Annotated in this window: 26 protein-coding genes; 10 read left to right on the top strand and 16 right to left on the bottom strand. The window is 71.0% G+C overall.

Annotated features, from left to right (window positions below; all coding sequences use genetic code 11):
- Positions 1 to 35: 35 nt before the first annotated feature.
- The 3 genes from VFX14_17485 to VFX14_17475 are packed head-to-tail and all read right to left on the bottom strand — an operon-like array spanning position 36 to position 2428.
- Positions 36 to 827, bottom strand: a complete 792-nt coding sequence (locus VFX14_17485; protein HEU5191482.1) for an SDR family oxidoreductase — start codon at positions 825 to 827, stop codon at positions 36 to 38.
- A gap of 11 nt (positions 828 to 838) precedes the next feature.
- The gene (locus VFX14_17480; protein HEU5191481.1) at positions 839 to 1570 is read right to left on the bottom strand and encodes a 5-formyltetrahydrofolate cyclo-ligase; all 732 of its coding nucleotides are present in this window, start codon (positions 1568 to 1570) and stop codon (positions 839 to 841) included.
- Between the two features lie 12 nt (positions 1571 to 1582).
- On the bottom strand, positions 1583 to 2428 hold the full coding sequence (locus VFX14_17475) for a dienelactone hydrolase family protein (protein ID HEU5191480.1): 846 nt from the start codon (positions 2426 to 2428) through the stop codon (positions 1583 to 1585).
- A gap of 78 nt (positions 2429 to 2506) precedes the next feature.
- Between VFX14_17475 and VFX14_17470 the strand changes: the two genes are divergently transcribed.
- On the top strand, positions 2507 to 3001 hold the full coding sequence (locus VFX14_17470) for a tetratricopeptide repeat protein (protein HEU5191479.1): 495 nt from the start codon (positions 2507 to 2509) through the stop codon (positions 2999 to 3001).
- Positions 2998 to 5298 (top strand): DNA polymerase domain-containing protein, encoded by a 2301-nt coding sequence (locus VFX14_17465; protein ID HEU5191478.1) that lies wholly within the window; start codon positions 2998 to 3000, stop codon positions 5296 to 5298. The genes VFX14_17470 and VFX14_17465 overlap by 4 nt, the downstream gene beginning before the upstream one ends.
- A gap of 25 nt (positions 5299 to 5323) precedes the next feature.
- Here the strand turns inward: VFX14_17465 and VFX14_17460 are convergent, their stop codons facing one another.
- The 6 genes from VFX14_17460 to VFX14_17435 all read right to left on the bottom strand — a co-directional run bounded on the left by VFX14_17460 (position 5324) and on the right by VFX14_17435 (position 9466).
- Positions 5324 to 6346: a radical SAM protein gene (locus VFX14_17460; GenBank protein HEU5191477.1), complete on the bottom strand. Its 1023-nt coding sequence runs from the start codon at positions 6344 to 6346 to the stop codon at positions 5324 to 5326.
- 69 nt (positions 6347 to 6415) lie between these two features.
- Entirely contained in the window at positions 6416 to 6748 is a 333-nt protein-coding gene (locus tag VFX14_17455) for an RNA-binding protein (GenBank protein HEU5191476.1), read from the bottom strand.
- 233 nt (positions 6749 to 6981) lie between these two features.
- On the bottom strand, positions 6982 to 7776 hold the full coding sequence (locus tag VFX14_17450; GenBank protein HEU5191475.1) for a short-chain dehydrogenase/reductase: 795 nt from the start codon (positions 7774 to 7776) through the stop codon (positions 6982 to 6984).
- Between the two features lie 13 nt (positions 7777 to 7789).
- Complete coding sequence (locus VFX14_17445; GenBank protein HEU5191474.1) at positions 7790 to 8341, bottom strand: hypothetical protein; 552 nt, start codon at positions 8339 to 8341, stop codon at positions 7790 to 7792.
- On the bottom strand, positions 8338 to 8988 hold the full coding sequence (locus tag VFX14_17440) for a DUF309 domain-containing protein (protein ID HEU5191473.1): 651 nt from the start codon (positions 8986 to 8988) through the stop codon (positions 8338 to 8340). The genes VFX14_17445 and VFX14_17440 overlap by 4 nt, the downstream gene beginning before the upstream one ends.
- A gap of 7 nt (positions 8989 to 8995) precedes the next feature.
- On the bottom strand, positions 8996 to 9466 hold the full coding sequence (locus VFX14_17435; protein ID HEU5191472.1) for an RDD family protein: 471 nt from the start codon (positions 9464 to 9466) through the stop codon (positions 8996 to 8998).
- Positions 9467 to 9500: 34 nt separating this feature from the next.
- Here VFX14_17435 and glp point away from each other — a divergent pair, with 34 nt between their 5' ends.
- The 4 genes from glp (at position 9501) to VFX14_17415 (ending at position 13000) form a co-directional block, all read left to right on the top strand.
- Positions 9501 to 10697 carry a gephyrin-like molybdotransferase Glp gene (glp, locus tag VFX14_17430; GenBank protein HEU5191471.1) on the top strand — a complete coding sequence of 399 codons (1197 nt, stop codon included), beginning with the start codon at positions 9501 to 9503 and terminating at the stop codon, positions 10695 to 10697.
- The gene (locus VFX14_17425; protein ID HEU5191470.1) at positions 10694 to 10966 is read left to right on the top strand and encodes a rhodanese-like domain-containing protein; all 273 of its coding nucleotides are present in this window, start codon (positions 10694 to 10696) and stop codon (positions 10964 to 10966) included. The genes glp and VFX14_17425 overlap by 4 nt, the downstream gene beginning before the upstream one ends.
- Before the next feature lie 196 nt (positions 10967 to 11162).
- Positions 11163 to 12074: a transketolase gene (locus tag VFX14_17420; GenBank protein HEU5191469.1), complete on the top strand. Its 912-nt coding sequence runs from the start codon at positions 11163 to 11165 to the stop codon at positions 12072 to 12074.
- Positions 12074 to 13000, top strand: coding sequence for a transketolase C-terminal domain-containing protein (locus VFX14_17415; GenBank protein HEU5191468.1), 927 nt, complete (start codon positions 12074 to 12076; stop codon positions 12998 to 13000). Before VFX14_17420 ends, VFX14_17415 begins: the two co-directional genes overlap by 1 nt.
- 17 nt (positions 13001 to 13017) lie before the next feature.
- Here VFX14_17415 and VFX14_17410 read toward each other — a convergent pair whose 3' ends face one another.
- Genes VFX14_17410 through VFX14_17395 form a run of 4 tightly spaced genes read right to left on the bottom strand, consistent with a single transcriptional unit; the run spans position 13018 to position 16037 of the window.
- On the bottom strand, positions 13018 to 13800 hold the full coding sequence (locus VFX14_17410) for a high-affinity nickel-transport family protein (GenBank protein HEU5191467.1): 783 nt from the start codon (positions 13798 to 13800) through the stop codon (positions 13018 to 13020).
- The gene (locus VFX14_17405) at positions 13797 to 14633 is read right to left on the bottom strand and encodes an ABC transporter permease (protein HEU5191466.1); all 837 of its coding nucleotides are present in this window, start codon (positions 14631 to 14633) and stop codon (positions 13797 to 13799) included. Before VFX14_17405 ends, VFX14_17410 begins: the two co-directional genes overlap by 4 nt.
- On the bottom strand, positions 14617 to 15567 hold the full coding sequence (locus tag VFX14_17400) for an ABC transporter ATP-binding protein (protein ID HEU5191465.1): 951 nt from the start codon (positions 15565 to 15567) through the stop codon (positions 14617 to 14619). The genes VFX14_17405 and VFX14_17400 overlap by 17 nt, the downstream gene beginning before the upstream one ends.
- A 38-nt stretch (positions 15568 to 15605) precedes the next feature.
- The gene (locus VFX14_17395) at positions 15606 to 16037 is read right to left on the bottom strand and encodes an META domain-containing protein (protein HEU5191464.1); all 432 of its coding nucleotides are present in this window, start codon (positions 16035 to 16037) and stop codon (positions 15606 to 15608) included.
- Between the two features lie 45 nt (positions 16038 to 16082).
- Here VFX14_17395 and VFX14_17390 point away from each other — a divergent pair, with 45 nt between their 5' ends.
- From VFX14_17390 to VFX14_17375, 4 genes are all read left to right on the top strand, one after another.
- On the top strand, positions 16083 to 16430 hold the full coding sequence (locus tag VFX14_17390; protein ID HEU5191463.1) for a Rieske 2Fe-2S domain-containing protein: 348 nt from the start codon (positions 16083 to 16085) through the stop codon (positions 16428 to 16430).
- Positions 16427 to 16843: a nuclear transport factor 2 family protein gene (locus VFX14_17385; protein ID HEU5191462.1), complete on the top strand. Its 417-nt coding sequence runs from the start codon at positions 16427 to 16429 to the stop codon at positions 16841 to 16843. Before VFX14_17390 ends, VFX14_17385 begins: the two co-directional genes overlap by 4 nt.
- Positions 16844 to 16907: 64 nt before the next feature.
- Complete coding sequence (locus VFX14_17380; GenBank protein ID HEU5191461.1) at positions 16908 to 17477, top strand: GNAT family N-acetyltransferase; 570 nt, start codon at positions 16908 to 16910, stop codon at positions 17475 to 17477.
- Complete coding sequence (locus tag VFX14_17375; GenBank protein HEU5191460.1) at positions 17474 to 19513, top strand: diguanylate cyclase; 2040 nt, start codon at positions 17474 to 17476, stop codon at positions 19511 to 19513. The genes VFX14_17380 and VFX14_17375 overlap by 4 nt, the downstream gene beginning before the upstream one ends.
- Here the strand turns inward: VFX14_17375 and VFX14_17370 are convergent.
- The 3 genes from VFX14_17370 to VFX14_17360 are packed head-to-tail and all read right to left on the bottom strand — an operon-like array spanning position 19499 to position 22559.
- Positions 19499 to 21064, bottom strand: coding sequence for a DUF2079 domain-containing protein (locus VFX14_17370; GenBank protein ID HEU5191459.1), 1566 nt, complete (start codon positions 21062 to 21064; stop codon positions 19499 to 19501). The genes VFX14_17375 and VFX14_17370 overlap by 15 nt on opposite strands.
- Positions 21061 to 21867, bottom strand: a complete 807-nt coding sequence (locus VFX14_17365) for a glycosyltransferase family 2 protein (GenBank protein ID HEU5191458.1) — start codon at positions 21865 to 21867, stop codon at positions 21061 to 21063. Before VFX14_17365 ends, VFX14_17370 begins: the two co-directional genes overlap by 4 nt.
- A complete protein-coding gene (locus VFX14_17360) occupies positions 21864 to 22559 on the bottom strand; it encodes a methyltransferase domain-containing protein (protein HEU5191457.1) in 696 nt (231 codons plus the stop codon). The genes VFX14_17365 and VFX14_17360 overlap by 4 nt, the downstream gene beginning before the upstream one ends.

Here is a 22559-nt window from a genome sequence, read left to right as displayed (position 1 = left end):
TCGCGGGCGGAGCCGGTGGCGGCGCCGCGCCAGGTCTAGACGTTGGACCGGACGAGGCCGCCGTCCACCTGGACCACCGAGCCGGTGATGTAGGAGGCGCGCGCGGAGGCCAGGAACACCACCATGGCCGCGAACTCCTCCGGCGTGCCGACCCGCCCCATCGGGATGTCGGTGGCCGATAGCGCGATCTGCTCCTCGAGCGTGCGCCCGGAGGCTTCCGCCCGCTCCTTCTGGTGGCTGATGAAGCGGTCGGTCTGGATCCGCCCCGGCAGCACGAGGTTCACCGTGATGCCGTCCTTCGCCAGATCCACCGCGAGGGTCTTGAAGAGGCCGGCGATCGCCGGCCGGATGCCGTTGGAGAGCACGAGGCCGTCCACCGGCTGCTTGACCGAGGTGGACTGGATGGCGAGGATCCGTCCCCACCGCGTGCTCTTCATCCCGGGCAGGACGTCGCGGATCAGCCGCACCGTCGAGAGATGCACCTGCTCGAACGCCTGCACCCACTGGGCGTCCGACATCTTCTCGAACGGGCCGGGCGGCGGCCCGCCCACGTTGGCCACGAGCACGTCCACTCCGCCCCACGCATCCCGCGCCCGCGCCACCGCGCGCGCGCAGTCCTCGGCCTTGGCGAGGTCGGCGGGCACCGCGAGTACCTCGGCGCCGGTTTTCCGTTCCACCTCGGCGGCCGCGGCCTTGAGGTCGGCTTCGCCCCGCGCGCACATCGCCACCCGCGCACCCTCCGCGGCCAGCCCCAGCGCGCACGCCTTGCCCATGCCCTTGCTCGCCGCCGCCACGAACGCCACCTTGCCCTTCAGTCCGAGGTCCATTGCCTGTCCTTTCAGCGCGCCTCGCGCGCGCCCCGGAGCTCGGCGAGCACCGGGATGGCCGCGATTGCGGCGTCGTCGAGATAGTCCCAGTAGATGCCCCGGGGTCGGGGCAGCCCGCGCGCGCAGCGCAGGAGGCCCTCCGGGGTCACGATCCAGTCGAGCGTGATGTCGTGCGGAAGCCGGGGGAGCTGCTGCGGCACGATCTGCAGCGGATGCACGGTCGTCACCACGGGCGTGCGGTCGGTCACGAGCCCCCGCGCGCGCAGCATCCCATACTCGAGGTCGGAGTAGCCTCCGCCCTTGCCGAGCCGCGCTCCCCGACCGTTGACGACTACCGAGCCGCACACGATGAGATCGATCGGCCGCATGTCGTCGAGGCCCACCGGCCGGCCGTGCACCGCCGCCCCCTTGATGGTGGCCGCCTTGGGCCCGCGCGCGCCGAGGCGCGCGGGATCGAGCTCGAGGAACGGCCGCTCCGCGCGGAGCCGCGGTACCGCGACGTAGACCAGCTTGCCCTCGCGAAGCGCCATGCCGCGCACGGGCAGCTGGGGCGCGTCGGGATTGATCTTGACCACGCGCGCGCGCTTCCACTCCGGCAAGGTCTGCAGCTGGAGGGCGGCGCGCTCGGCGCCGGGGAAATTGGGGATGCGCCCCTTGGCGCCGGGAAAGCGCGCGGCGCCGTGGATCTCCATGGCGCGCCACACGCGCTCCCGCATCTCCTGCTTGCCCACCGACTCCGCCATCCCGCGCCGACGCTACTGCTTGAGGTAACGCCCGAAGAAGCGCTCGACCTGCCGGTAGGCGTCCGCGGCGGCCTCGGGCTGATAGGACACGGTGGCACCCCGTCCGCTCGGCTTGAAGTCGTTCCCCACGTCCGGCAGATACTCCTTCTTCTGCTCCTCGACGTCGAAGTAGTGATAGGCGCCCGGGTACACGACGATGGAGGTATTGGCACCCCGGGACTTCATGGACTCCACCATCTGCTGGCAATGCTCGGGGGGCGTCCAGTCGTCGGCCCCGCCGATGAGCACCAGCAAGGGCTTGACCGCGAGCTGTGGGATCAGGGAGCGGCAGCCGCCGGGGTAGACGCCCACCCCGGCCGCAAAGCCGGGCTCGGGGATCTTGACCCCGCGCCGGGCTGCGCGTTCCAGGCTGGGGCCGTTGACGGCCGACATCGCATACACGCCGCCCTGCGAGTATCCGATGATGCCCACACGATCCTTCCGGACGTCGGGCTGTGACTGCAGCCACCTGAGCGCGCCGAAGGCGTCGTCGAGCCGCGCGGTCACCGGGATGTCGTCGGGCGATTCCGGCGCGCAGTCGCCCTTGACCTTCCGCGGGCCGAAGCTGTCGACGACCATGCCGATGTAGCCGCGATCGGCGAACCAGCGCGCCCACCGCTCGAGTTGCGGCGAGAGGCCGCCGCAGCCGTGCATGATCACCACCGCCGGGAACGGGCCGGGGCCGGACGGGCGCGTCACCGTCGCACTGATCGTCTCCGGCTTGTCGGGCGTGACGTTCTGGTAGGTGATGCGCGTGGGTCCCGCGCAGCCTGCGAGCGCCGCGGCGATGGTGAGCGCGACCAGTGCGCGAGTCCACATGGCGGCCCAGCATAGCGGAAGCCACTGGTCACCGCCAGCCCTTCGCGAGGCTGGGGTAGAATCCGAAGGGGAGGAGTCGTGGACGAGCTCGGACGAATGGACGACGCGCGCGACGAGTTCCAGCGCGCGTATGAGCATCAGATGGCGGGTCGCCTCGACGAGGCGATCGAGGGCTACCGGCGCTCGATCGCCGCGCATCCCACCGCGGAGGCCCACACCTTTCTCGGCTGGGCGATGTCGTTCCAGGGGCGCCACGAGGACGCGATCACTCAGTGCAAGCTCGCCATCGCCGTGGATCCGTCGTTCGGGAATCCCTACAACGACATCGGCGCCTACCTGATCGAGCTGGGACGCCACGAGGAGGCGCCCCCGTGGCTCGAGCGTGCGAAGACGGCGCCCCGCTACGAGCCGCGCCAGTTCCCCTACTTCAACCTCGCCCGGGTCTACGTGAAGCAGAACCGACTGCGCGAGGCCGTGGCGGAGCTGCGCCAGGCCCTCCGCATCGAGCCGCGCTACGAGATCGCCCGGCGCGAGCTGACGCGGCTTCAGTCCGAGCTGAGCCGCCTCAATTGAGCGCGATCCCGCTGCCGTTCTACGGCAATCCCCTCCTCTTCGGCCGCGACGACACCCCGAGCCTCCTCGCTTTCGCGCCCGGCGACACCACCGTGCGCGTCTACGCGCGCCGGGAGGGCGCCGTCTCCACCGTGGAGGAGTCCTTTCGCCCCTTCATCCTCCTTGCCGAGGCGGACCTCCTGGACGGGCTCCCGGGCGAGCGCGAGCTGATCGCCCTCGCCGGCGAGGGTGTCTACCGCTGGCTTGCGACCTTCCCCTCGTGGAGCCAGGCCGAGAAAGCACGCGAGCAGTGCCGCCGGGTCTCCGGCCGCTCGCCGGGCGATCCCCAGGGGCCCTATCTCTTCCTGGGCGATCCCGTCCATCAATACTTGCTCCGCACGGGGCGCACCTCGTTCCGGGGCATGGCTCTGAGCGACCTCCGGCGCCTCGCGCTGGACATCGAGGTGTTGACCACGCCGGGCTTCGAGTTCCCCAACGCCGCGCGCGAGGGCGACCGGATCATCGCGATCGCCCTCGCCGACTCCACTGGCTGGTCCACCGTCCTGTCGGGCGCCGAGATGGACGAGCAAGAGCTCCTGCGCGCGTGCGGCCGGCTCATCGCGGAGCGCGACCCCGATGTGATCGAGGGCCACAATATCTTCCGCTTCGACCTGGAGTACCTCGAGGCGCGCGCCCGCCGCCACCGTGTGGCGCTGGCGTGGGGGCGCGACGCCTCGACGCTGCGCGGGTACGCCTCGCGCATGCAGGTGGCGGAGCGGACGATCGCGTACCGGCGCTACGGCGTGGCGGGACGGCACATCGTGGACACGTGGATGCTCGCCCAGCTCTACGACGTGGCCGCGCGGAATCTCGACTCCTACGGGCTCAAGGACGTGGCGCGTCACTTCGGGGTGGCGGCGCCCGCGCGCACGTACCTGCCCGCCGAGGACATTCCCCGCGTGTTCGCCGAGGATCCCGCGCGCCTCATGGCCTATGCCCGCGACGACGTGCTGGAGACGCTCGGCCTCTCCGCCATCCTCTCGCCGCCCTACTTCGTCCAGGCCCAGGCCTTGCCCTTCGACTACGAGTCGGTGGTCCTGCGCGGCAATGCGACGAAGATCGACGCGCTGCTACTCCGCGAGTATCTCCACCGCGGCCAGGCCGTTCCGCGCGCGGGCGCAGGCCGCTCGGTGATGGGCGGATTCACCGCGGTCTACCAGCAGGGGGTGGCGCGGAACGTGCTCCACGTGGACGTGACCTCGCTCTATCCCTCGCTGATGCTGGGCCAGAGCATCATGCCGGCGGGCGACGCCCTCGGTATCTTCGGCGCCATGCTCGGCGATCTGCGCGAGTTCCGCGTCAGCGCCAAACGCCTCGCGCGCGAGGCGACGAGCGAGGCCGACCGCCTCCTGCTGGGGGCGCTGCAGCAGACGTTCAAGATCCTCATCAATTCGTTCTACGGCTATCTCGGCACCGGCTTCGGACACTGGAACGACTTCGAGGCGGCCAACCGGGTCACCGGCGAGGGCCGGCGGCTGGTCACCGGGCTCGTGGACCGGCTGGGCGCCCTCGGGGCGACCGTCATCGAGGTCGACACCGACGGGATCTACTTCGTGCCGCCGGACGCGCTCGCCGCCCCCGAGGCCGAGGACGAGCTGCTCGCGCGGCTCGGCGAGACCTTCCCCGAGTGGATACAGCTCGAGCTGGGCGGCCGCTATCCGGCGATGCTGAGCTACAAGATGAAGAACTACGTGCTGCTCGATCCCGCCGGCAAGCTCCTCATCAAGGGCTCCGGACTCCGCTCGCGCGGCATCGAGCTTTTCCAGCGGCAGTGGATGGAGGAGATGTTCCGTCTCCTCCTCACCGGCCGGCGCGACGAGATCGCCGCGCTCAACCGCCGCTGGGAGGAGGACTTCGTCGCCCGCCGCGTGCCGGTGCGCCAGTTCATGAAGACGGAGACCCTGCAGGAGTCGCCGGGGGCCTACCAGGAGAAGGTGGCGGCGGGCACGCGCAATCCCGGCGCCGCCTACGAGCTGGCGCTCCGCGCCGAGCGCCCCTACCAGGCGGGCGATCAGGTCTCGTACTACGTGACCGGCGAGGGCGTCCGCGTCAAGGTCAATGAGGCGGCGAAGCTCGCAGCGGCGTGGGATCCCGCCGCGCCCGACGAGAACACCGCCTACTACGTCGCGAAGCTGCGTGAGCTCGCCGAGAAATTCCTGCCCTTCGTCGCGCGTGAGGGCCTGGCGGTGGTGGTCGAGGAGCCGGAGGAGGTCGAGGAAGCGGGGCCGGTCCAGACGTCGCTGGATTTTGGGAACTGAAGGGCAGTCGGATCGCGGCGGCGGCCTACCAGACCAGCTCGAGCTGACGCGGCGGCGCCGGCACCGCCTCGCGCCGGATGCGGTCCTCGCGGGTGAGGCCGCCGAGCCCGACCTCGCGGGCCAGCCGCTCCACGCGGCCCTCGACGATCCCGCGATACTCGGCCTGCGCGCGCGTCCCCTGCGCGTAGAGCGCCTCGTAGCGCGCGCTGAGCCACGGCATCTCGCGGCGCACGTAGTCCAGGAAGAAGCCCCGCGCGCTACCGCGCAGGAAGAGGACGTTCCACACCGCCTCACGCGCCCCCGCGGCCCGGGCCGCGGCGAGCAGCTCGCGCAGCCCCGGCTCGCCGTCGGTGATGCCGGGCAGAATAGGCATGACGAAGAGGCGCACCGACACCCGGGCCCCGGTGAGGGCGCGCATGGCGCCGAGGCGAAGATCCGGGCGCGGCGCGCGCGGCTCGATCGCGCGAAGGAGATCCGCGTCGAGGCTGATCAGGGAGATGTTGACGATCAGCTCGGAGCTCGCCGCGATCTCCGCGAGGAGGTCGAGATCCCGCGTGATGGAGGCGCACTTGGTGGTGATGCCCACGCGGAGCCCGCGCACGCGCGCGATCGCCCGCAGGACATCTCTGGTGATACGGAAGCGGCCGTCCGCCGGCTGATACGGATCGGTGGCGGTGCCGATGGCGATCTCCTCGCCGCTCTCGCGCGCCTTCTTCAGCGCCTCGTGGAGCCGCCCCGGCTCCGCGCGCTTGACGTAGATCCGTGACTCGAACTCCGCCGGATCGGCGTGGCCGAGATATTCGTGCGTGGGGCGCGCGTAGCAGTAGACGCAGCCCACCTCGCAGCCGCGGTAGGGGTTCACCGTCCAGCCGAACGGCATACCGCCTCCGCCCGGGCCTGGCTTGAGGCGATTCACCAGCTCCACGCTCTGGAGTTCCTGGAACGTGGCGGAGCGCCGGCTGTCCACGACCTCACCGATGCGCCGGGCGAAGCCCGGGGCCGGGATGCCCGGGATGGTGCGCGCCGTGCTGGAGCGAGTCCTCTCCATGTGTTGAGTATACACCTCGATGAAAAAAGCCCCGGGGCTTTCGACCCCGGGGCCTGGGCGTTCGAGTCGCTAGCGGCGCCAGCCGCCTCCGCCCCCGGGGCCCCCGCCGGGCCGCGGGCCGCGATCGGGCCGCGAACCGCCTCCCCCCCGGGCGGGCTGTGGCCGGGCCTCGTCCACGACGAGGTTCCGGTCCCGGAAGAGCCGGCCGTTCAGCATTTCTATGGCCTTGGACGCCTCTTCCTTGCTGGCCATCTCCACGAACCCGAACCCTCGGGGGCGGCCCGTGAACTGGTCGGTGACGATACGGACCGAGTCGACGACGCCCGCTTGCTGAAACAGCTCGCGCAGGTCCTCTTCGGTCGCCTGGAAGGACAGATTGCCTACAAACAGCTTAGCGGGCATCACGAACCTCCTGCCGCACCCGGGACCGAGACCAACCCGGCGCACCCCGGCGGCGTGTGGGGCACAGCTCCCCGGAACCACCTAAACCGCCGGTCGGGCCCGCGAACCAAGCCTCCGACGGTTGGCATACCCTAGTGACGGCCCGGGGGGCTGTCAAGCGAATTTTATGGCAGGAAGTTCTCTATTTCACGAAGTTGCAGCACGGTCGCTCACACGTCACCTCGACACATTCCTCACAAGAACACCCCGCGTGTGATGCCGCCATCGACGGTGATCGTAATTCCGGTCAAGAAAGTTGCGCGTTCGGAGGCGAGGAACACGATCAGATCGGCGACTTCTTCCGGCAGTGCGATGCGCCCGAGCGGATACTCCGCGCTTCGTGCTTTCTCAAATGCGAACACGTCCTCTCCCGCCGCCTCCGCCTGCTGCCTCACCAGCGTGTCCCAGCGCTCCGTCTTCACCGGCCCCGGCGACACGCCCGTCACGAGCACGCCGTCGCGCGCGCCCAGATCGGCGAGCGCCTTGGTGAAGTTGATGAGCGCGGCGTTGGCGGCGCCTCCCATCATGTAGCTGGGAGCAGGATTGCGCGCGGCCGCGCCCACCACGTTGATGATGCGGCCGCGTCCCTGCCGCCGCATGGCGGGGAGCGCTTCGCGCGCCATCCGGATGTAGCCGAGCAGCTTCAGGCTCCAGCCGCGGAGCCATTCCTCGTCAGGCGTCGTGAGAAAGTCGCCGCCCTTGATGGCGCCCGCGTTGTTCACGAGGATATCCAGACGCCCGAGGCGCGTGACGGCGTCCGCCACCAGCGCGCGGACACCCTCGAGCGTGGACAGATCCACCGCCGCCGTCTCCACGGGGCGCCCCGTCGCCGCTTCGATGTCCTTGGCGGCGCGCCCGAGCACGGTCGCGTCGCGCGCGGCGATCATCACGCGCGCGCCCTCCGCGGCCAGGCCGCGCGCCGCCGCGAGGCCGATGCCCTTGCTGCCGCCCGTCACCAGGGCCGTCTTGCCGCCGAGTCCCAGATCCATGATGGCTCTCTCCTCAGGAGTCGTCCCTGGTGGCATATCGCGCGATGAGATCGTCCCAGGTCGCCGCCGGCAGACCGGCCGCCCAAACCGCCGCCTCCTCGTCCCCCTCGTGGCGCTCGCGCATGCACGCCTCCGCCTCGTCGCGACGGCGGAACAGCCGCCACACGTGGGGGCGTCCGCCCCCCGGGCGGCGAAGGAAGAACACCGGATCGTCGGGCGAGGTCGGCGCGTGGCTCACGCGCGCGCCCGCCGCGTCGAGGGTGATCCACAGCGCCGCGATGCCGTGGGCGGCAAGGATTCGGCCGCGCAGCGACTCCTCGGTCGGAAGCGAGTCCAGATCGCAGAGCCGCGGACCGTAGTAGATCGGCACGTGCGCGCCGTCGAGCCGGAGGCGCGCGCGCAGAGGCGGACCCGCGCTATCCAGCAGCGCCTTGCTCGCCTCCCCGACCCAGCACGCCCCCGGCTCGATCCGGTCGGGCCAGGTCTCCACGATCTGGCCCTTGGCGAGCCCCTGGCGGCGGCGCCGGATCTCCGTGGGGTCTCGCACGAGGAAGAGATCGCTCACCGCGCCGCGCCCGCGCGGGGGAACGTCGGGATGAGCGTGAGGTCGAAGGGCGCGCCGTCGCCGTGCGCGGCGAGAGCGGCGCCGCAGCGCCGCGCGCCCGCGGCGAAATCCGCGAGGGACCGATCGGCGAGCGCCCCGGCGGCGGCCTTGACCGCGCCGTCGTGGAGCAGGCCGAGGGCGCCGCGCCGATTGCCGTTGACGAGATGCTGGAAGCCGACCGCGATCTGGATGAGCCCCTGCAGCGCCTCGCGCTCCCGCCCCAGCGCGCGGAACCAGCACGGCTCGAGCAGCTCGTGCACCTCGAAGTACAGCCCGGCGTCGAAGAGCGCCCCGGCGGCATCGAGGGTCTCCGCGAGCGACGGCGCCGCGGGGCCGAGCGCGCGCTTGCCCACGGTTTGCCACGCCGCCTCCGCCCGCTCGGCCAGCTCGCGCGCGTGCGCGGCGAAGCCGCTCCGCACCGCCAGACCCCCCGCGCCGCGCTCGAAGAATTCCAGCGGGAAGCGCGCGGGCAGGCGCGCGGCCTCGGGGGCGCGCGGGTCCGCGCAGACCGCGGCGAGCGCGCGCAGGCCCTCGCGGGCGTCGGCGTCGTGAAGCGCGTCGAGGACCAGGTCGGCGAGGCGGTTGCGCAGGGGCAGCGGCAAGGCCACGACGGCGTCAGACGCGCTCGACGCGCGTGCCCGCCAGGAGATCGTGGAGCCCGCGGCGGTCCCGGCGCGCCGCGGCCAGGGCGAGCCCGAGACCGAGGGGCAGCGCGGCGACGACCCAGGCCAGCGTGCGACCGATGGCGCGCGAGAGCGAGAGGCTGCCGCCGTCGAGGGTGACCACGCGCCCGCCGACGACGATCTTGCCCATGGTCTGCCCCCAGAGCCAGTGGAACAGCACCGCGTAGAGCAGCGGGAGGAACCACCGGAAGGCGGTGAGCGCGGCGTTGGCCACGCGGGTGCTCCGACCCGTCTCGCCCCACAGCGCGGTGACGATGCCACCGGCTACGCCCATCATGAGCACGAGGAAGACGTAGTCGAGGACCAGCGCCACGCCGCGGCGCCAGAAGCCGGCCGGCCGCGATGGTGCCGCCGCCGCGTAGACCAGGTCGATCTCGGGCGAGGAGTCGAGCGTCTCATTCATCGCGTCACGCATTATAGCGTCTATAATGACGGCCATGATCTCGGTCGCGGACGCGCAGGCGCGCATCCTCGCGCAGATCACGACGGTGGCGCCGCCGCACATCGTCCCCGTCCCCGCCGCGCTCGGCCGCGTGCTCGCCGAGGACCTCCGCGCGCCCATCGACGTGCCCCCCACCGACAACTCCGCGGTGGACGGCTATGCGGTGGCCCATGCGGTCATCCCATGGGGCGAACGGCGGGAGCTGATGGTGGTGGGCGAGCTGGCCGCCGGCGGCGTGTTCGAGGGCGTCGTCGGTCCCGGCCACGCCCTGCGTATCATGACCGGCGCGCCCATACCGGCCGGTGCCGACACCGTGTATCCGCAGGAGGTCGTCGAGCGCGCAGGTACGCGCATCACGGTGGGGCCCATCGAGCACGGCGTCAACACGCGCGGCCGTGGCGAGGACGTCCGCGCGGGGAGCGTGGTCGTCCCGGCGGGATCGGTGCTGCGCCCGCAGGAGCTGGGCGTGGCCGCGTCGCTCGGCTTCCCGCAGATCCTGGTGCGGCAGCGGCCGCGCGTGGCCATCCTCTCCACCGGCGACGAGGTGGTCGAGCCCGGCGAGACGCGCAAGCCCGGCCAGATCTTCGACTCCAACCGCTTCTCCCTGCACGGGCTCGTGGAGGCGGCGGGCGGGACGGTGACGGACTACGGGATCGTGCCGGACCTCCAGGACGTCCTCCACGCGCGGCTCACCGAGGCGGCGCGGGCCGCCGACATCGTGCTCACGTCCGGCGGCGTGTCGGTCGGCGACTACGATCTCGTGAAGGCGGTGCTACAGGAGGCGGGCGGCATCGACTTCTGGCAGGTGGCGATGCAGCCGGGGCGTCCCCTCGCCGTCGGGCGTATCGGCGCCGCGCACTTCTTCGGCCTGCCCGGCAACCCGGTGGCGTCGATGCTCACGTTCAGCCTCTTCGTCCGCCCCGCGCTGTGGAAGCTCGCGGGCCGGCGCGAACTCGTCCCGCCCCGCTTCCACGCGGTGGCCACCGAGGCCATGCGCAAGCGCGAGGGGCGCCGCGAGTTCAAGCGCGGCATTCTCGAGTACGTGGACGATCAGTGGCGGGTCCGCACCACCGGGCCGCAGGGCTCGGGCATCCTCTCGTCGATGGCGCAGGGGAATTGCTTCATCGTCATCGAGGAGGAGCGAGGCGACGTGCGCGCGGGTGACCGCGTGTGGGTGGAGCCCTTTCAGTGAGAGGCGCGCTCGCCGCACTCGTCGCCGCGCTGGCGTTCGTGGGCCTGGGCGCCGCGCCCGCCGGCGACCCCGACGTGCCGGAGCGGTACATCTCGGTGGACGAGGCCAAGGCCCTGCTCGATCTCAAGCAGCCGGTCGGCTTCGTGGACGTGCGCAGCCCCGAGCAGTTCGACGAGCTCCACATCGCCGGCGCCCGCAACATCTTCCTGCGCGAGTTCCCGCGGCGGCTGTCCGAGGTCTCGCGCACGGACTTCATCGTCCTCTACTGAGCCTGCCCGCACGAGCTGGCCCGGGGGGCCTACAAGATCCTCTATCTCGCGGGGCACCGGAACATGCAGATCCTCGATGAGGGCCTGCCCGGCTGGGTCGCGAAGGGCTATGCGACGGCGTCGAAGGCGGCGCCGGGAAAATCGTGAGCCCGCCCGCGCTTGCGCGGTACCCCCGCGGTCCGTATCATCTGAAGCCATGACGAAGCCGGATCTCGGCCAGCTGCAACAAATCGCGCGGGAGTCGCGCGTGCAGATCATCCGGATGCTCACCCACGCCGGCTCCGGTCATCCCGGCGGCTCCCTGTCGGTGATCGACATCTTGACCGTCCTCTATTTTTCCCGGATGCGCTACGACGCGAAGCAGCCGCTGTGGGAGGACCGCGACCGGCTCGTCCTCTCGAAGGGCCACTGCGTGCCCGCGCAGTACGTGTGCATGGCCAGGGCGGGCTACTTTCCCGAGAGCGCGCTCCTGACGCTGCGCAAGCTCGGGAGCCCGCTCCAGGGGCATCCGGACCGGGTGGCCCTGCCCGGCATCGAAGCGGCCACGGGCTCGCTCGGTCAGGGGCTCTCGATCTCGGTCGGCATGGCCCTGGGGCTCAAGCTTGCCGGCAAGAGCTCGCGGGTCTACTGCATCGTAGGCGACGGCGAGATCCAGGAGGGCCAGGTGTGGGAGGCGGCGATGTCCGGGCCGAAGGTGGGCGCCCCCGATCATCACATCGACAACCTCTGCACGATCCTCGACTACAACGGCATCCAGCTCGACGACCACGTCAAGAAGATCCTGGACATCGAGCCGATCGTCGACAAGTGGAAGGCGTTCAACTGGGCGGTGATCGAGATCGACGGCCACGACTTCGGGCAGATCGAGAAGGCGCTCGACCAGGCCGAGGCCATCAAGGGCAAGCCGGTGTTCATCGTGGCTCACACCGTGAAGGGCAAGGGCGTGTCGTACATGGAAGACAACCCCGAGTGGCACGGTAAGGCGCCCAGCCCCGCGGAGGCCGTGCGCGCCGTCCGCGAGATCCTCGGGCTCCCCGCCAGCGGCGGCGAGCCGCCCGCGTGGGCCGCGCCTATCCTCGCCGAGCTCGCCGCCATGGAGAAGAAGTGATGCCGGGCAAGTCTTCGCGGGCCGCGTTCGGAGAGGCGCTCCTCGATCTCGGCGCCAAGGACGAGCGGATCGTCACGCTCGACGCCGACCTCTCGAAGTCGACGATGACGGCGAAGTTCGCCAAGACTCATCCCGGTCGCGCGTTCAATGTCGGCATCGCCGAGTCGACCATGATCGGTATGGCGGCGGGGCTCGCTCTCTCCGGGCGCGTGCCCTTTGCCTGCTCGTTCGCCTGCTTCCTGGTGGGCCGCTTCGAGACCATCCGCGTCTCCGTGGCCTACACCCAGGCGCCGGTGAAGCTGGTGGGGACGCATGTGGGCGTGGCCATCGGCGAGGACGGCTACACGCAGATGGGCCTCGAGGACATGGCCTGTCTGCGCGCGCTCCCGAACATCCCGATCGTACAGCCCGCCGACGAGATCGAGACGAAGCAGGCGATCGCGTGGGCCGTCGAGTATCCCGGGCCCGTCTATCTCCGGCTCACCCGCCAGAACCTGGAGAACGTACACGGGGACGGCTTCCGGTTCCAGTTCGGACGCGCCGAGGTGCTGCGGCCGGGCACGGACGTATCCATCCTCGCCACGGGCGGCCCGCTGTGGAACGCCCTGGAGGCGGCGAAGCGGCTCGAGTCCGAGGGCATTCACGCCGAGGTACTGAACGTGGCCACCATCAAGCCACTCGACGAGGAGACCATCCTCCGCTCGGCGGGGAAGACCGGCCACGTCGTCACCGTGGAGGACCACAGCGTATCGGGCGGCCTGGGCGGCGCGGTCGCGGAGATGCTGTCCGAGGTGATGCCGACCCCGCTGCGCAAGCTCGCGGTGACCGGGTTCGGCGAGTCGGGCGACCAGAAGGGCCTCTACGCCAAGCACGGCCTCGACGCGGCCGGCATCACCGCCAGCGTGAAGAAGTTCCTCTCTCGCTAGCCCCCTGCCGGCCGGCCTCAGCGAAAGAGGCGGTCGACCACGCCCACGTGGAAGCCGAGGTAGAGCCCGAGGCCCAGTGACAGCGCGCCCGTCCCCAGGGCGAGCGCGCGCTGCCAGCGCGCGAGCCAGCCGGCGCCCACCGTGAAGGGCAGCGCCATCAGTCCCGTGATCGCGGTCATGCCCGCGATCGTCCCCACCCCTAACACCAGCAAATAGCCCACCGCGAGGTACGGGTCCGCGATGGTGCTGAGCGCCAACAGCGCCACCGCCGCGCTCCCCGCCAGGCCGTGCACCACCCCGATCAGCGTGGAGCGGACCGCCTGGCCGAGTCCCACGCCGCCAAGCGCCGCCGCCAGGCGAGCAGAGGGGCGCACGTGGGGGTGCCGATGCACGAGGGCGCCGTGCGCGTGGACGTGGCTGTGGAAGGCGGGCGCGGCGTCGTGACGGTGGGGCTCGACGAGATGCTCGGAGGGGACGGCGCGCACGCCCCGTAGCGCGAGGGCCAGGCGCGCGATGCCCAGGATCACGAGCATGACGGCGACGGCAAACTCCATCGCGAGGCCAGCCGTCGGCGTCAATGTGACCCGAAAGAGGATGATGGCCGCCCCCACCGCGGCGATCGTCAGCGTGTGGCCGAGCCCCCAGAAGATACCGATCAGCGCGCCCGCTCCGAAGCGGTGCGTCCGGCTCACGATGGTCGCGATCGCGACGACGTGGTCGGCGTCGGTCGCGTGCTGGACACCGAGGAGGAGACCCAGCGCGACCGCCGACAGCGCCGAGCCCGTCAGGGGATCGCTCACTCTGAGAGCTTGAGGAGCAGCCCGGTCCGCCGCGACCGCGTGATGGCGGCGGCGAAGGCCCAGTGGGCGAGGACGAGATAGACCGCGGCGAGGCCGAAGCCCAATACGAGCGGATGGGCGAAGGCGCTCGGGAAGCCATAGCCCGTGCGGAAGTCGTCGAGGAAGTACGTGAGCGGGATCGCCCTCGACACCGCTTGCGCCCAGCCCGGGAGCACCGAGACGGGATAGTAAATGCCGGAGAGCATCACGAGCAGGTTCACGGTGGCCCACGCGGAGGTCTCCGCCCGCGTGCCGAAGAGGACCACGAGTGCGCACACGCCGAGGCCGATGATCAGCGAGCAGAGAAAGCAGCCGAGGAGGAACCGCGCGAGGCTCAGCGGGCCCGCCCCGAGGAAGTCGAAGCCGAAGAAGCGCGAGCCGATCGCCGCCATCAGCGCGAATACCACGAGGCCTCGCCCCACCCCGACCAGCCACGAGCCGATGGCGAGATGGCGGACCTCCGTCGGGGTGAGGAATTGATGCTTCATCGACTTCGACCAGATGTCGAAGAGCACGACATAGGCCACATCCAACTGGCACACCTGGACCGTGGAGAGCGCCACCGTTCCGGCCAGGATGAACGCGGTCATCTGAGGCGTGAGCTCGAGGAACCGCGTGAGGAGGCCGTGAGAGAGCATGGCCACGCCCGGCCAGAACGCCAGCTCGAAGACGAAGAACACGTTCCGCCGCGCCATCACGAGGTTCCGATGCGCGAAGGCCCAGGTCCGCGTCCACTCCGCGCGGAGGCCGTCGACCGGGCGAAGCGTGGCGCTCCGCTCAGCGAGCGAGCTCAACGAACACCTCCTCGAGATCGGGCTCGTGAACTCGGCAGTCGCGCACCACCACGCCCTGGTCGTGCAGCCAGCGCAGGATCTCGGGCAGGCGCTTCTCGACCGCGTCCACGGTGGCCTCCACGGTGTCGCCGTGGCGCCGCACGTCGAGCACCCCCGCCAGGTCCGCGAGCCCGGCGGGCTCGACGGGGTCGAGCTTGAGCGCGACCACCTCGCCGATGCGGATCTGCCGCTTCAGGGCGTCGGGCGGGCCCTGGGCGAGGATGCGACCGCCCTTGATGAAGGCGATCTCGTCGCAGAGCTCCTCGGCCTCCCGCATGTAGTGGGTGGTCAGGATGATGGTGGTGCCCCGCTCGCGCCGGAGATCCGCCACCTGGGCGCGGATGCGCACCGACACGTCGGGGTCGAGCCCCAGCGTGGGCTCGTCCAGGAACAGCACCTCGGGATCGTTCAGCAGCGACTTCGCGAACGCGAGACGCTGCTTGAGCCCCGTGGACAGCTCGTTGTACTGCGTCTTCCGGTGCGGGCCGAGCTCGCACCGCTCGATGAGCGCTTCCACGCGCGTCCGGAGGGCACGGCCCTGGAACCCGTAGAGACGGCCGTAGAACTCCAACACCTCGGGCGGCCGCAGGCTCCACACGAACGAGGTGTTGCCGCTGGTCATGTTGAGCCGCCGACGCACCTCCCGCGCCTGCTTCACCACGTCGAGTCCGAGGATGCGCGCGGTGCCGCCATCGGGAATGAGCAAGGTGGCGAGGATGGACAGCAGCGTGGTCTTGCCCGCGCCGTTCGGGCCGAGCAGTCCCATGATGGCGCCCCGCGGCACGGCGAGACTCGTCCCGCGCAGGGCTTCGGTGCGGCGCCGCCCCAGCCAGCCTCCCCGAAAGGTCTTGGTCAGGCCGCGCGCATCAACTGCGAGGGCTTCGGCGGCGGCCATAGGCAATCACTGTACCACGCCGGTCGCGAGGGTCCGGATCAGCCGGCGGTGCGGACCAGTTGCAGCCGCTCGCGCCCCGCGAGGTCGAGGAGGATGAGCGTATCCCCCTCGCGCCGCCAGGCCACCGAGGCCTGCAGCGCCTCCAGGAAGCGCTGCTCCTGCTGCATCACCGGAACCGGCGAGCACATCATCCTGGTGTTGCCCACGCCGCTGATCGACAGCGTGCTGCCGCTGAGCCCGAGGCGGCCGAAGTACCGGTTGCAGCCGCCACTGCCGATCACCTGGTCCTCTCGCTGAAATGTGACGGTCGATTGCACCGCGGGATCCGCCACCGTCCCATCGATGGCCTGGGCGAGCCAGGACGTGCCGATCAGGGCATGGCGGGGCAGCGTCCCGTCGTCGGCCATCGGCGGCGTGGCGCAGGCGGCGAGCGACAGAGCGAGCAGGACGAGGATGACGCGCGGCCGCATGGCCCCATCGTAACTCTGGGGGTCTGGTTGTGATAGAACCGGGGCGTGGACGCCGAGACCTGGCGGCTGGACGCGCACACGCTCGCGCCGGGCCAGACGGTGAAGCTCCGGCTCCGGCGGCACGGCGGGGGGCTGGTGGAGGGTTTCGTGGTGAATCACGGCGGCACCCTCGTCGCCTATGTCAACGCATGCCCCCATGCCGGCAACCCGCTCGACCTCCGCGCCGCGGGCTTTTACTCGCAGGACGGGCGTCATCTGGTCTGCTCGGTGCACGGCGCGGTGTTCGCCCCCGACACCGGTGTCTGCACGGAGGGCCCGTGTCCCGGCGCGCGCCTCGACCCCCTCACCGTGACGCGTGACGGCGACGCCTTCGTCATCTCGTGCCCGACATGACGCCCGACGACGAGAGCGCCGAGCTCGAGGAGGCCAACACCCGCTTCTATCGGGCGTTCGAGGCGCTCGACCTCACCGAGATGGACACGGTGTGGTCCCACGGTGAGCACGTGCGGTGCATCCACCCCGGCTGGGCGATGCTGGAAGGGTGGGAGGCGGTGCGGCAGTCCTGGGAGGCCATCTTCAAGGACAGCCGGGAGATGCGCTTCAGCCTGGGCGACGTTCAGGCGCGAGCGGCGGGGGACCTGGGCTGGGTGACCTGCTCCGAGAACATCCTCTCCCAGGTGCGCGGCAACATCGCGGTGACCACCCTCCTCGCCACCAATCTCTTCGAGCGGGGAGCGGGCGAGTGGCGCATGGTGCTGCACCACGCCTCCCACATCCTGACCGGCCAGCCCCCGGGCAGCCAGTAATGGGTGCGTCCAATTCAGTCCGTCCCGCCCAGTGCCCACGTATAATCGCGATGGCGGTCACGTCATGACCATCTTCACCACCCCGCGCCTGTTGCTCCGGCCCTTCGGCGCTGGCGACGCCGAGGCGCATGCCCGCCTTTACGACGACCCCGAGGTGACGCGCTGGCTCGGCGACGGTCCCTGGCTGGGCGCCGCCGCGCGCGCCCGATCCCGCGCCACTCTGGAGCGCTTTGCCGAAGGGTGGGCGGCGCATGGCTGGGGCGTGTGGGCCGTCACCGATCGCGCGACCGGTGAGGTCATGGGGCAATGCGGGCTCAAGCCGCTCCGGCTCGAGGCCGAGGGGCCCGTCGAGATCGAGGTGCTGTATGCCCTCGAGCGCCGGCATTGGGGTCGGGGGATCGCCTCGGAGGCCGCTCGCGCCGCGCTCGATCATGGCTTCGGCACGCTCGCCCTGCCCCGCATCGTCGCGGTGGCGCGCCCCGACAATCGCGCGTCCCGCGCGGTGCTGGAGAAGCTGGGCCTGCGCTACGAGCGGGATCTGACCCTCGCGGGGATCCCCGCCGTCTGCTACGCGCAGTCGCGCGACGCGCACCTCGCGCGGAACGCGGCGGACGAGGCGCGGGCTCGCGCATGACCTTCACGCTCGGGCGGAAAATCGCCGTCGGATTCATCGCCGCCCTGATCGTCCTCGTCCTCATCAGCGGGGTAGCCTTCAAGAGCCTGAACGACCTCACCCAGAACGGGCAGCGCGTGGAGCAGACCTACCAGACGCTTCAGGTGCTGGAGAAGATCCTCTCTTTGGTGGGCGACGTGGAGACCGGCGAGCGCGGCTTCCTCATCACGGGCGCCGACCACTACCTCGAGCCCTATCGCGTCGCGCGCGAGAGTCTCCGCGCCGAGCTCGCCCGCGCGCGCGGCCTCACCGACGACAATCCCGTCCAGCGCCAGAGCCTGGATCTCCTGCAGCCCCTCATCGCGCGCAAGCTCGCCCTCGTCGCCCAGAGCATCAGCGAGCGCGAGCGCGCAGGCGGTGCGGACGCGCAGACGCTCCTCGAGGAGAGCCAGTCCACCATGGACGAGATCCGGACCACCATCTCTCGGATCAAGGCGGAGGAGCTGCGCCTGCTCGCCGAGCGCGCGGACGCCGCGGCAGCGAGCCGCCTCAAGGCGCTCTGGGTCGTGGGCGTCGGGAGCTTTGCGGCCATCGCCCTCATGGGCCTGGCCGGGCTCCTGATCCGTCTGGACCTCGGCCGCCGGCGCACCGCCGAGGCCGAGCTCAAGGCCGCGGAGGAGCGCTACCGGCTCCTCTTCGACCGCAGCCAGGCCGGCATCTTCCGGACGAACCGGGAAGGCGTGCTCCTCGAGTGCAACGCGGCCTTCGCCCGCACGCTGGGCTACCGGGCGCCCGAGGACGCCCGCGGCCGCAACGCGGCCGATCTGCACACCGACCGTGAGGCGATGGCAGGCCTGCTGCGGCGACTCCTGGCCGGCGAGACGATCAACGACGTGGAGGTCCCGCTCAAGCGCCGGAGCGGCGAGACCGTGTGGGCCCTCATGAGCGTCGTCTACATGGCCGACCCCGCCGACCCGCACTTCGAAGGCACCATCATCGACATCACGGATCGGAAGCAGGCTTCCGACCGGCTCGTCCAGCTCCTGCAGAGGGAGCACCAGCTCAAGGAGATGGGCGACCAGCTGGATGCCTGCCTGACTCTCACCGAGGTGTACGGCGTGGTGCGGCGCTCGATGGAGGGGATGTTCCCGGGCGCGGGGGCGCTTCACGTGATCAACGCGTCCCGCAACCTCGTGGAGACGGTCGCCGCGTGGGGCCCGAGCGGCGCCGGCGGCGAGACGGTGTTCGCGCCGGCGGACTGCTGGGCGCTCCGGCGCGGCCGCGCCCACGTGGTCGAGAAGAGCGTTGACGGTCTCGTCTGCGCGCACCTCGAGACGCCCCTGCCCGATTCCTACCTCTGCATTCCCCTCGTGGCGCAGGGCGAGGCGGTCGGCGTGCTCTACCTCGCCCACGGCGTCGAGATCGCGCCCTTCAGCCCGGAGGAGCAGCGGGTCGCCGCCGTCGCCGCCGACAAGCTCGGGCTCTCGCTGGCCAACCTCGCGCTGCGCGAGCGGCTCCGCACGCAGTCGGTGCGCGACCATCTCACGAGCCTCTTCAACCGGCGCTACATGGAGGAGACGCTCGAACGAGAGCTCCGCCGGGCTCAGCGCAACACCGTGCCGCTGTCCGTGATCATGGTGGACGTGGATCACTTCAAGCGCTTCAACGACGATCACGGTCACGACGCCGGGGACGCGCTCCTCGCCGAGCTGGGCCGGCTCCTGCGCGGGCACGTCCGGGTCGAGGACGTGCCGTGCCGGGTGGGCGGCGAGGAGTTCGCGATCGTGCTGCCGGGCGCCGCCGCCAAGGACGCGATCCGTCGCGCCGAGGATCTGCGGGAGGCGGCCCGCCGCCTCCGCATCGTGCACCGCGGCGTGTCCCTCGGGGCGGTGTCCATCTCGCTGGGAGTGGCCGCCTATCCCGAGCACGGGTCGGCGGCCGACGGTCTGTTGCGCGCGGCCGACGGTGCCCTCTACCGCGCGAAGCGCGAGGGGCGCGACCGCGTGATCCTCGCCGACGCCGTCCCGCCCTCGCCCCCCGACTCAGCGACGGCGTAGCAGGAGGTGCGGGCCGCCTTCCGCGGCCACCGCATAGCGATAGATCTGGCCGTCCGGCATGCCGATCACCACGCTCTCGCCGTCCCGCGCCATGGTCACGCCCGGCAGGTCGCGCCAGGGATAGCTCGCGGTGTTGAGGATCAGGTAGTTGGCCTTCTCGATGCCCACGGGGAAAACGAACACCAGCGGGCGCAGCGACACGTGGGGCAAGTAGGGATCCTGCGCCGATACCGCCCCTGTCGCGGGCACCTGGGCGATGACCCGGTGGGCGGCCCGATCGCTGGCATCCGGCCACCAGCGGTAGATCGCGAACTGGTTGATCGTCCTCGATGCCAGGATCAGGCTGGCGGCGACCGCGAGCACGAGCGCGCCCTTCGCGAAGAGGTCGGGTCGCCGCGCGCGGACGCGCGCCGCGCCGGTCACGGCGGCGACGAGGAGGAAGGGCAGGACGAAGGCCTGGTACTGCGTGCGGTGGTGAAACAGGATCGGGTCACGGCTGAGGAGATTCTGGGCGAGGGCCGGCAGGGCGCCGGCCAGCTCGGCCGGGCCCAGGAGAGGGAGGAATCCGAGGGGCGCCAGCATCGCCAGCGCGTAGACCAGCCGATTCAGGGTGAGGATCTGCCCGAGCACGCGCAGCGGATGGAGCACGAGCGCGGCCACGATGTCGATCAGCGAGCCTCCGAAGGCCGCGTACCGGCGCAGGTGGTGCACGTAGGGCTCGCCCCGGAAGGCGGGAATGACCCAGCGAGTATCCGCCCAGAGCACGGCGAAGGCCGCGGCCGCCGTCGCCGCGCCGGCCAGCCACTGACGACGTCCGACCGCGAGCCAGAGACCGAACCCGATCACCGGGAGGGCGGCGTCCTCGCGGGTCGCGAGCGTGAGGACGAGCGCGCCGGCGCAGAGGAGGGGGCGTCCCGCGACCGCGGCCACGAAGGCCCAGAGGAGCAGCGGCACCGCGAGGACGGCGGGATGGAAGTCGCGCACGTTCATGCCGTGCAGCGAGGGATTCAAGAGATAGAGGACGGCGAAGAGGCCGGCCAGCCGGTCGTCTTCCAGATGGCGGCGCGCGAGGAGATAGACCGCGGGGGCGCCGAGCGCGAGCGCGATCGACTGCACCACCAGCAGGGTGACCGGCCCGGGCACGATCCAGAACAGCGGCACCAGGCCCCACAGGATGGGCGAGAGATGGTCGCCCCAGGCGTGCATCTCGGGCAGGCTCATCCGGGGCCCGCGTCCCGTCGCCATGCTCCAGACGATCTGCACGTACTGGCCCAGGTCGAGGGCATGCGTCATCAGATTGATGTGCCGCGTGATCGTGACGAAGGCGAAGATCGCGGCGTAGGCGGCGGTAGCGACCACGGTCACGCGCCACGGGTCGGGGGACGGGATCGAAAAGGGCTGGAGGGTGTGCCGCAGCACGAGCACGAGGACCAGGGCGACGAAGAGATCCTCGGGGCGCGCATAGGGTGCCACGAGCGCCCCCAGTATTCCCGCCCCCAGCAGCGCGGCGATCGTGTCGAGCGCGCGCGCGAGGGCCCGGCGGCCCGTCAACTCGGGCCCGGTGCCTCGGACCCGGGATCGAGCCGCGCGTAGCGGCCGCGTATGCTTTGAAGCCGGCGCGAGCGCTTGAGTCCGGTGCGGTGCAGCAGGTAGCGGGTCACCACCCAGAGGATCTTGGTCCCGTACACGCACGAGTCCACGAAGCTCGCGGATGAGGCCTCGGCGAAGTACCGCACCGGCACCGCGATCTCCGCGAGGCGGAACCGGCCCGACACGGCCTGCGCGATGATCTCCTGGTCGAACACGAAGCCGTCGGAGTTCATCCGAAAGTTCACCGCCTCGAGGATCTCACGGCTGAACGCCCGATACCCCGTGTGGAACTCCGAGAGGCTCAGGCCGAACGCCCGGTTCTCCACCCAGGTGAGGAACCGGTTGGCCACGTACTTCCACCACGGCATCCCCTGCTGGACGGCGGAGCCGCCGCCGGCCAGACGCGAGCCGAGCACGAGGTCGGCCTCGTTCCGTACGAGGGGCTCGATGATCTTCGGCACCAGCGTCGGATCATATTGGTAGTCGGGGTGCACCATCACGACGATGTCGGCCCCCGCCCGAAGCGCCTCCGTGTAGCAGGTCTTCTGGTTGGCCCCGTAGCCGTAGTTCCGATCGTGGACGAAGATCTCGAGCCCCAGCTCGCGCGCGATGTCGAGCGTCTTGTCGGTGGAGCCATCGTCCACGAGGATCACGAGGTTCACCGACTCCTTCGGCAGCTCCTCGTAGGTGAGGCGCAGGGTGCGTCCCGCGTTGTACGCGGGCATGACCACCACGACCTTCGGCGCCGAGCGGGGCGTCGTCACGCGCCGTCGCCATCGCCGGCGGGCGCGCACACCGCCACGAACTGATACGCGAGCCCGCCCGGCCAGAGCCGCGCCGCGCCCGCCGACAGGCGGTGCACCGCGGCGAGGGTTGCCCGGTGGAAGCCCTCGGGAACCACCGCGGGCAGCGGCACCGGCGTGACCGCCATCTCGCGCGGGGCCAGGCCCGCCGCGCTGAGGAAGGCGAGAAAGGTCCGTCGTGTGAAGAACGCGAGGTGCGTCCGGTCGAGGATCCCCCGCTCGCCGTAATCGAAGCGGCCTACCAGCAGCGACAGCCGCACCCAGAGATGCGCCACGTTCGGCACCGACACCACCACCACGCCGCCCGGGGCGAGGTGGCGGTTCAGCTGCCGCAGGACATGGAGCGGGTTCGAGAGGTGTTCCACCACGTCACCGTAGATGATGGCGTCGTAGGCGCCCGCGAGCGCCGGCGAGTCGCGCTCCAGATCCACCACGAGGGCCTGCTCGCAGTGCGCGGCGGCCCGCGCCGCCTGGGCAGGGTCGCGCTCCAGCGCCGTCACCTTCCAGCCCGCCGCGGTGAGGCGCTCCGCGAGATAGCCGTCGGCCGCCCCGACATCGAGCGCGCGCCGACCGTAGCCTTCACCGAGTCGGGACAGGATCAGCGAATGGCTCGAGTAGGGGTCGTCCTTGAGCCGATAGGGCGCACGACTCAC

The sequence above is a fragment of the Candidatus Methylomirabilota bacterium genome, from assembly GCA_035764725.1.
In the GTDB taxonomy this organism is placed as follows: Bacteria; Methylomirabilota; Methylomirabilia; order Rokubacteriales; family CSP1-6; genus DASRWT01.
Note: the sequence above shows the minus strand (reverse complement) of the source record. Positions and strands in the feature narration are given on the sequence as shown.

Coding starts and splice junctions, on each gene's coding strand:
- VFX14_17385 (HEU5191462.1), top strand. CDS start 16,427: ATGACGCCCGACGACGAGAGCGCCGAGCTCGAGGAGGCCAACACCCGC.
- VFX14_17435 (HEU5191472.1), bottom strand. CDS start 9,466: ATGAATGAGACGCTCGACTCCTCGCCCGAGATCGACCTGGTCTACGCG.
- VFX14_17420 (HEU5191469.1), top strand. CDS start 11,163: ATGACGAAGCCGGATCTCGGCCAGCTGCAACAAATCGCGCGGGAGTCG.
- VFX14_17485 (HEU5191482.1), bottom strand. CDS start 827: ATGGACCTCGGACTGAAGGGCAAGGTGGCGTTCGTGGCGGCGGCGAGC.
- VFX14_17400 (HEU5191465.1), bottom strand. CDS start 15,567: ATGGCCGCCGCCGAAGCCCTCGCAGTTGATGCGCGCGGCCTGACCAAG.
- VFX14_17480 (HEU5191481.1), bottom strand. CDS start 1,570: ATGGCGGAGTCGGTGGGCAAGCAGGAGATGCGGGAGCGCGTGTGGCGC.
- VFX14_17415 (HEU5191468.1), top strand. CDS start 12,074: ATGCCGGGCAAGTCTTCGCGGGCCGCGTTCGGAGAGGCGCTCCTCGAT.
- glp (HEU5191471.1), top strand. CDS start 9,501: ATGATCTCGGTCGCGGACGCGCAGGCGCGCATCCTCGCGCAGATCACG.
- VFX14_17395 (HEU5191464.1), bottom strand. CDS start 16,037: ATGCGGCCGCGCGTCATCCTCGTCCTGCTCGCTCTGTCGCTCGCCGCC.
- VFX14_17460 (HEU5191477.1), bottom strand. CDS start 6,346: ATGGAGAGGACTCGCTCCAGCACGGCGCGCACCATCCCGGGCATCCCG.
- VFX14_17380 (HEU5191461.1), top strand. CDS start 16,908: ATGACCATCTTCACCACCCCGCGCCTGTTGCTCCGGCCCTTCGGCGCT.
- VFX14_17450 (HEU5191475.1), bottom strand. CDS start 7,776: ATGGATCTGGGACTCGGCGGCAAGACGGCCCTGGTGACGGGCGGCAGC.
- VFX14_17475 (HEU5191480.1), bottom strand. CDS start 2,428: ATGTGGACTCGCGCACTGGTCGCGCTCACCATCGCCGCGGCGCTCGCA.
- VFX14_17375 (HEU5191460.1), top strand. CDS start 17,474: ATGACCTTCACGCTCGGGCGGAAAATCGCCGTCGGATTCATCGCCGCC.
- VFX14_17455 (HEU5191476.1), bottom strand. CDS start 6,748: ATGCCCGCTAAGCTGTTTGTAGGCAATCTGTCCTTCCAGGCGACCGAA.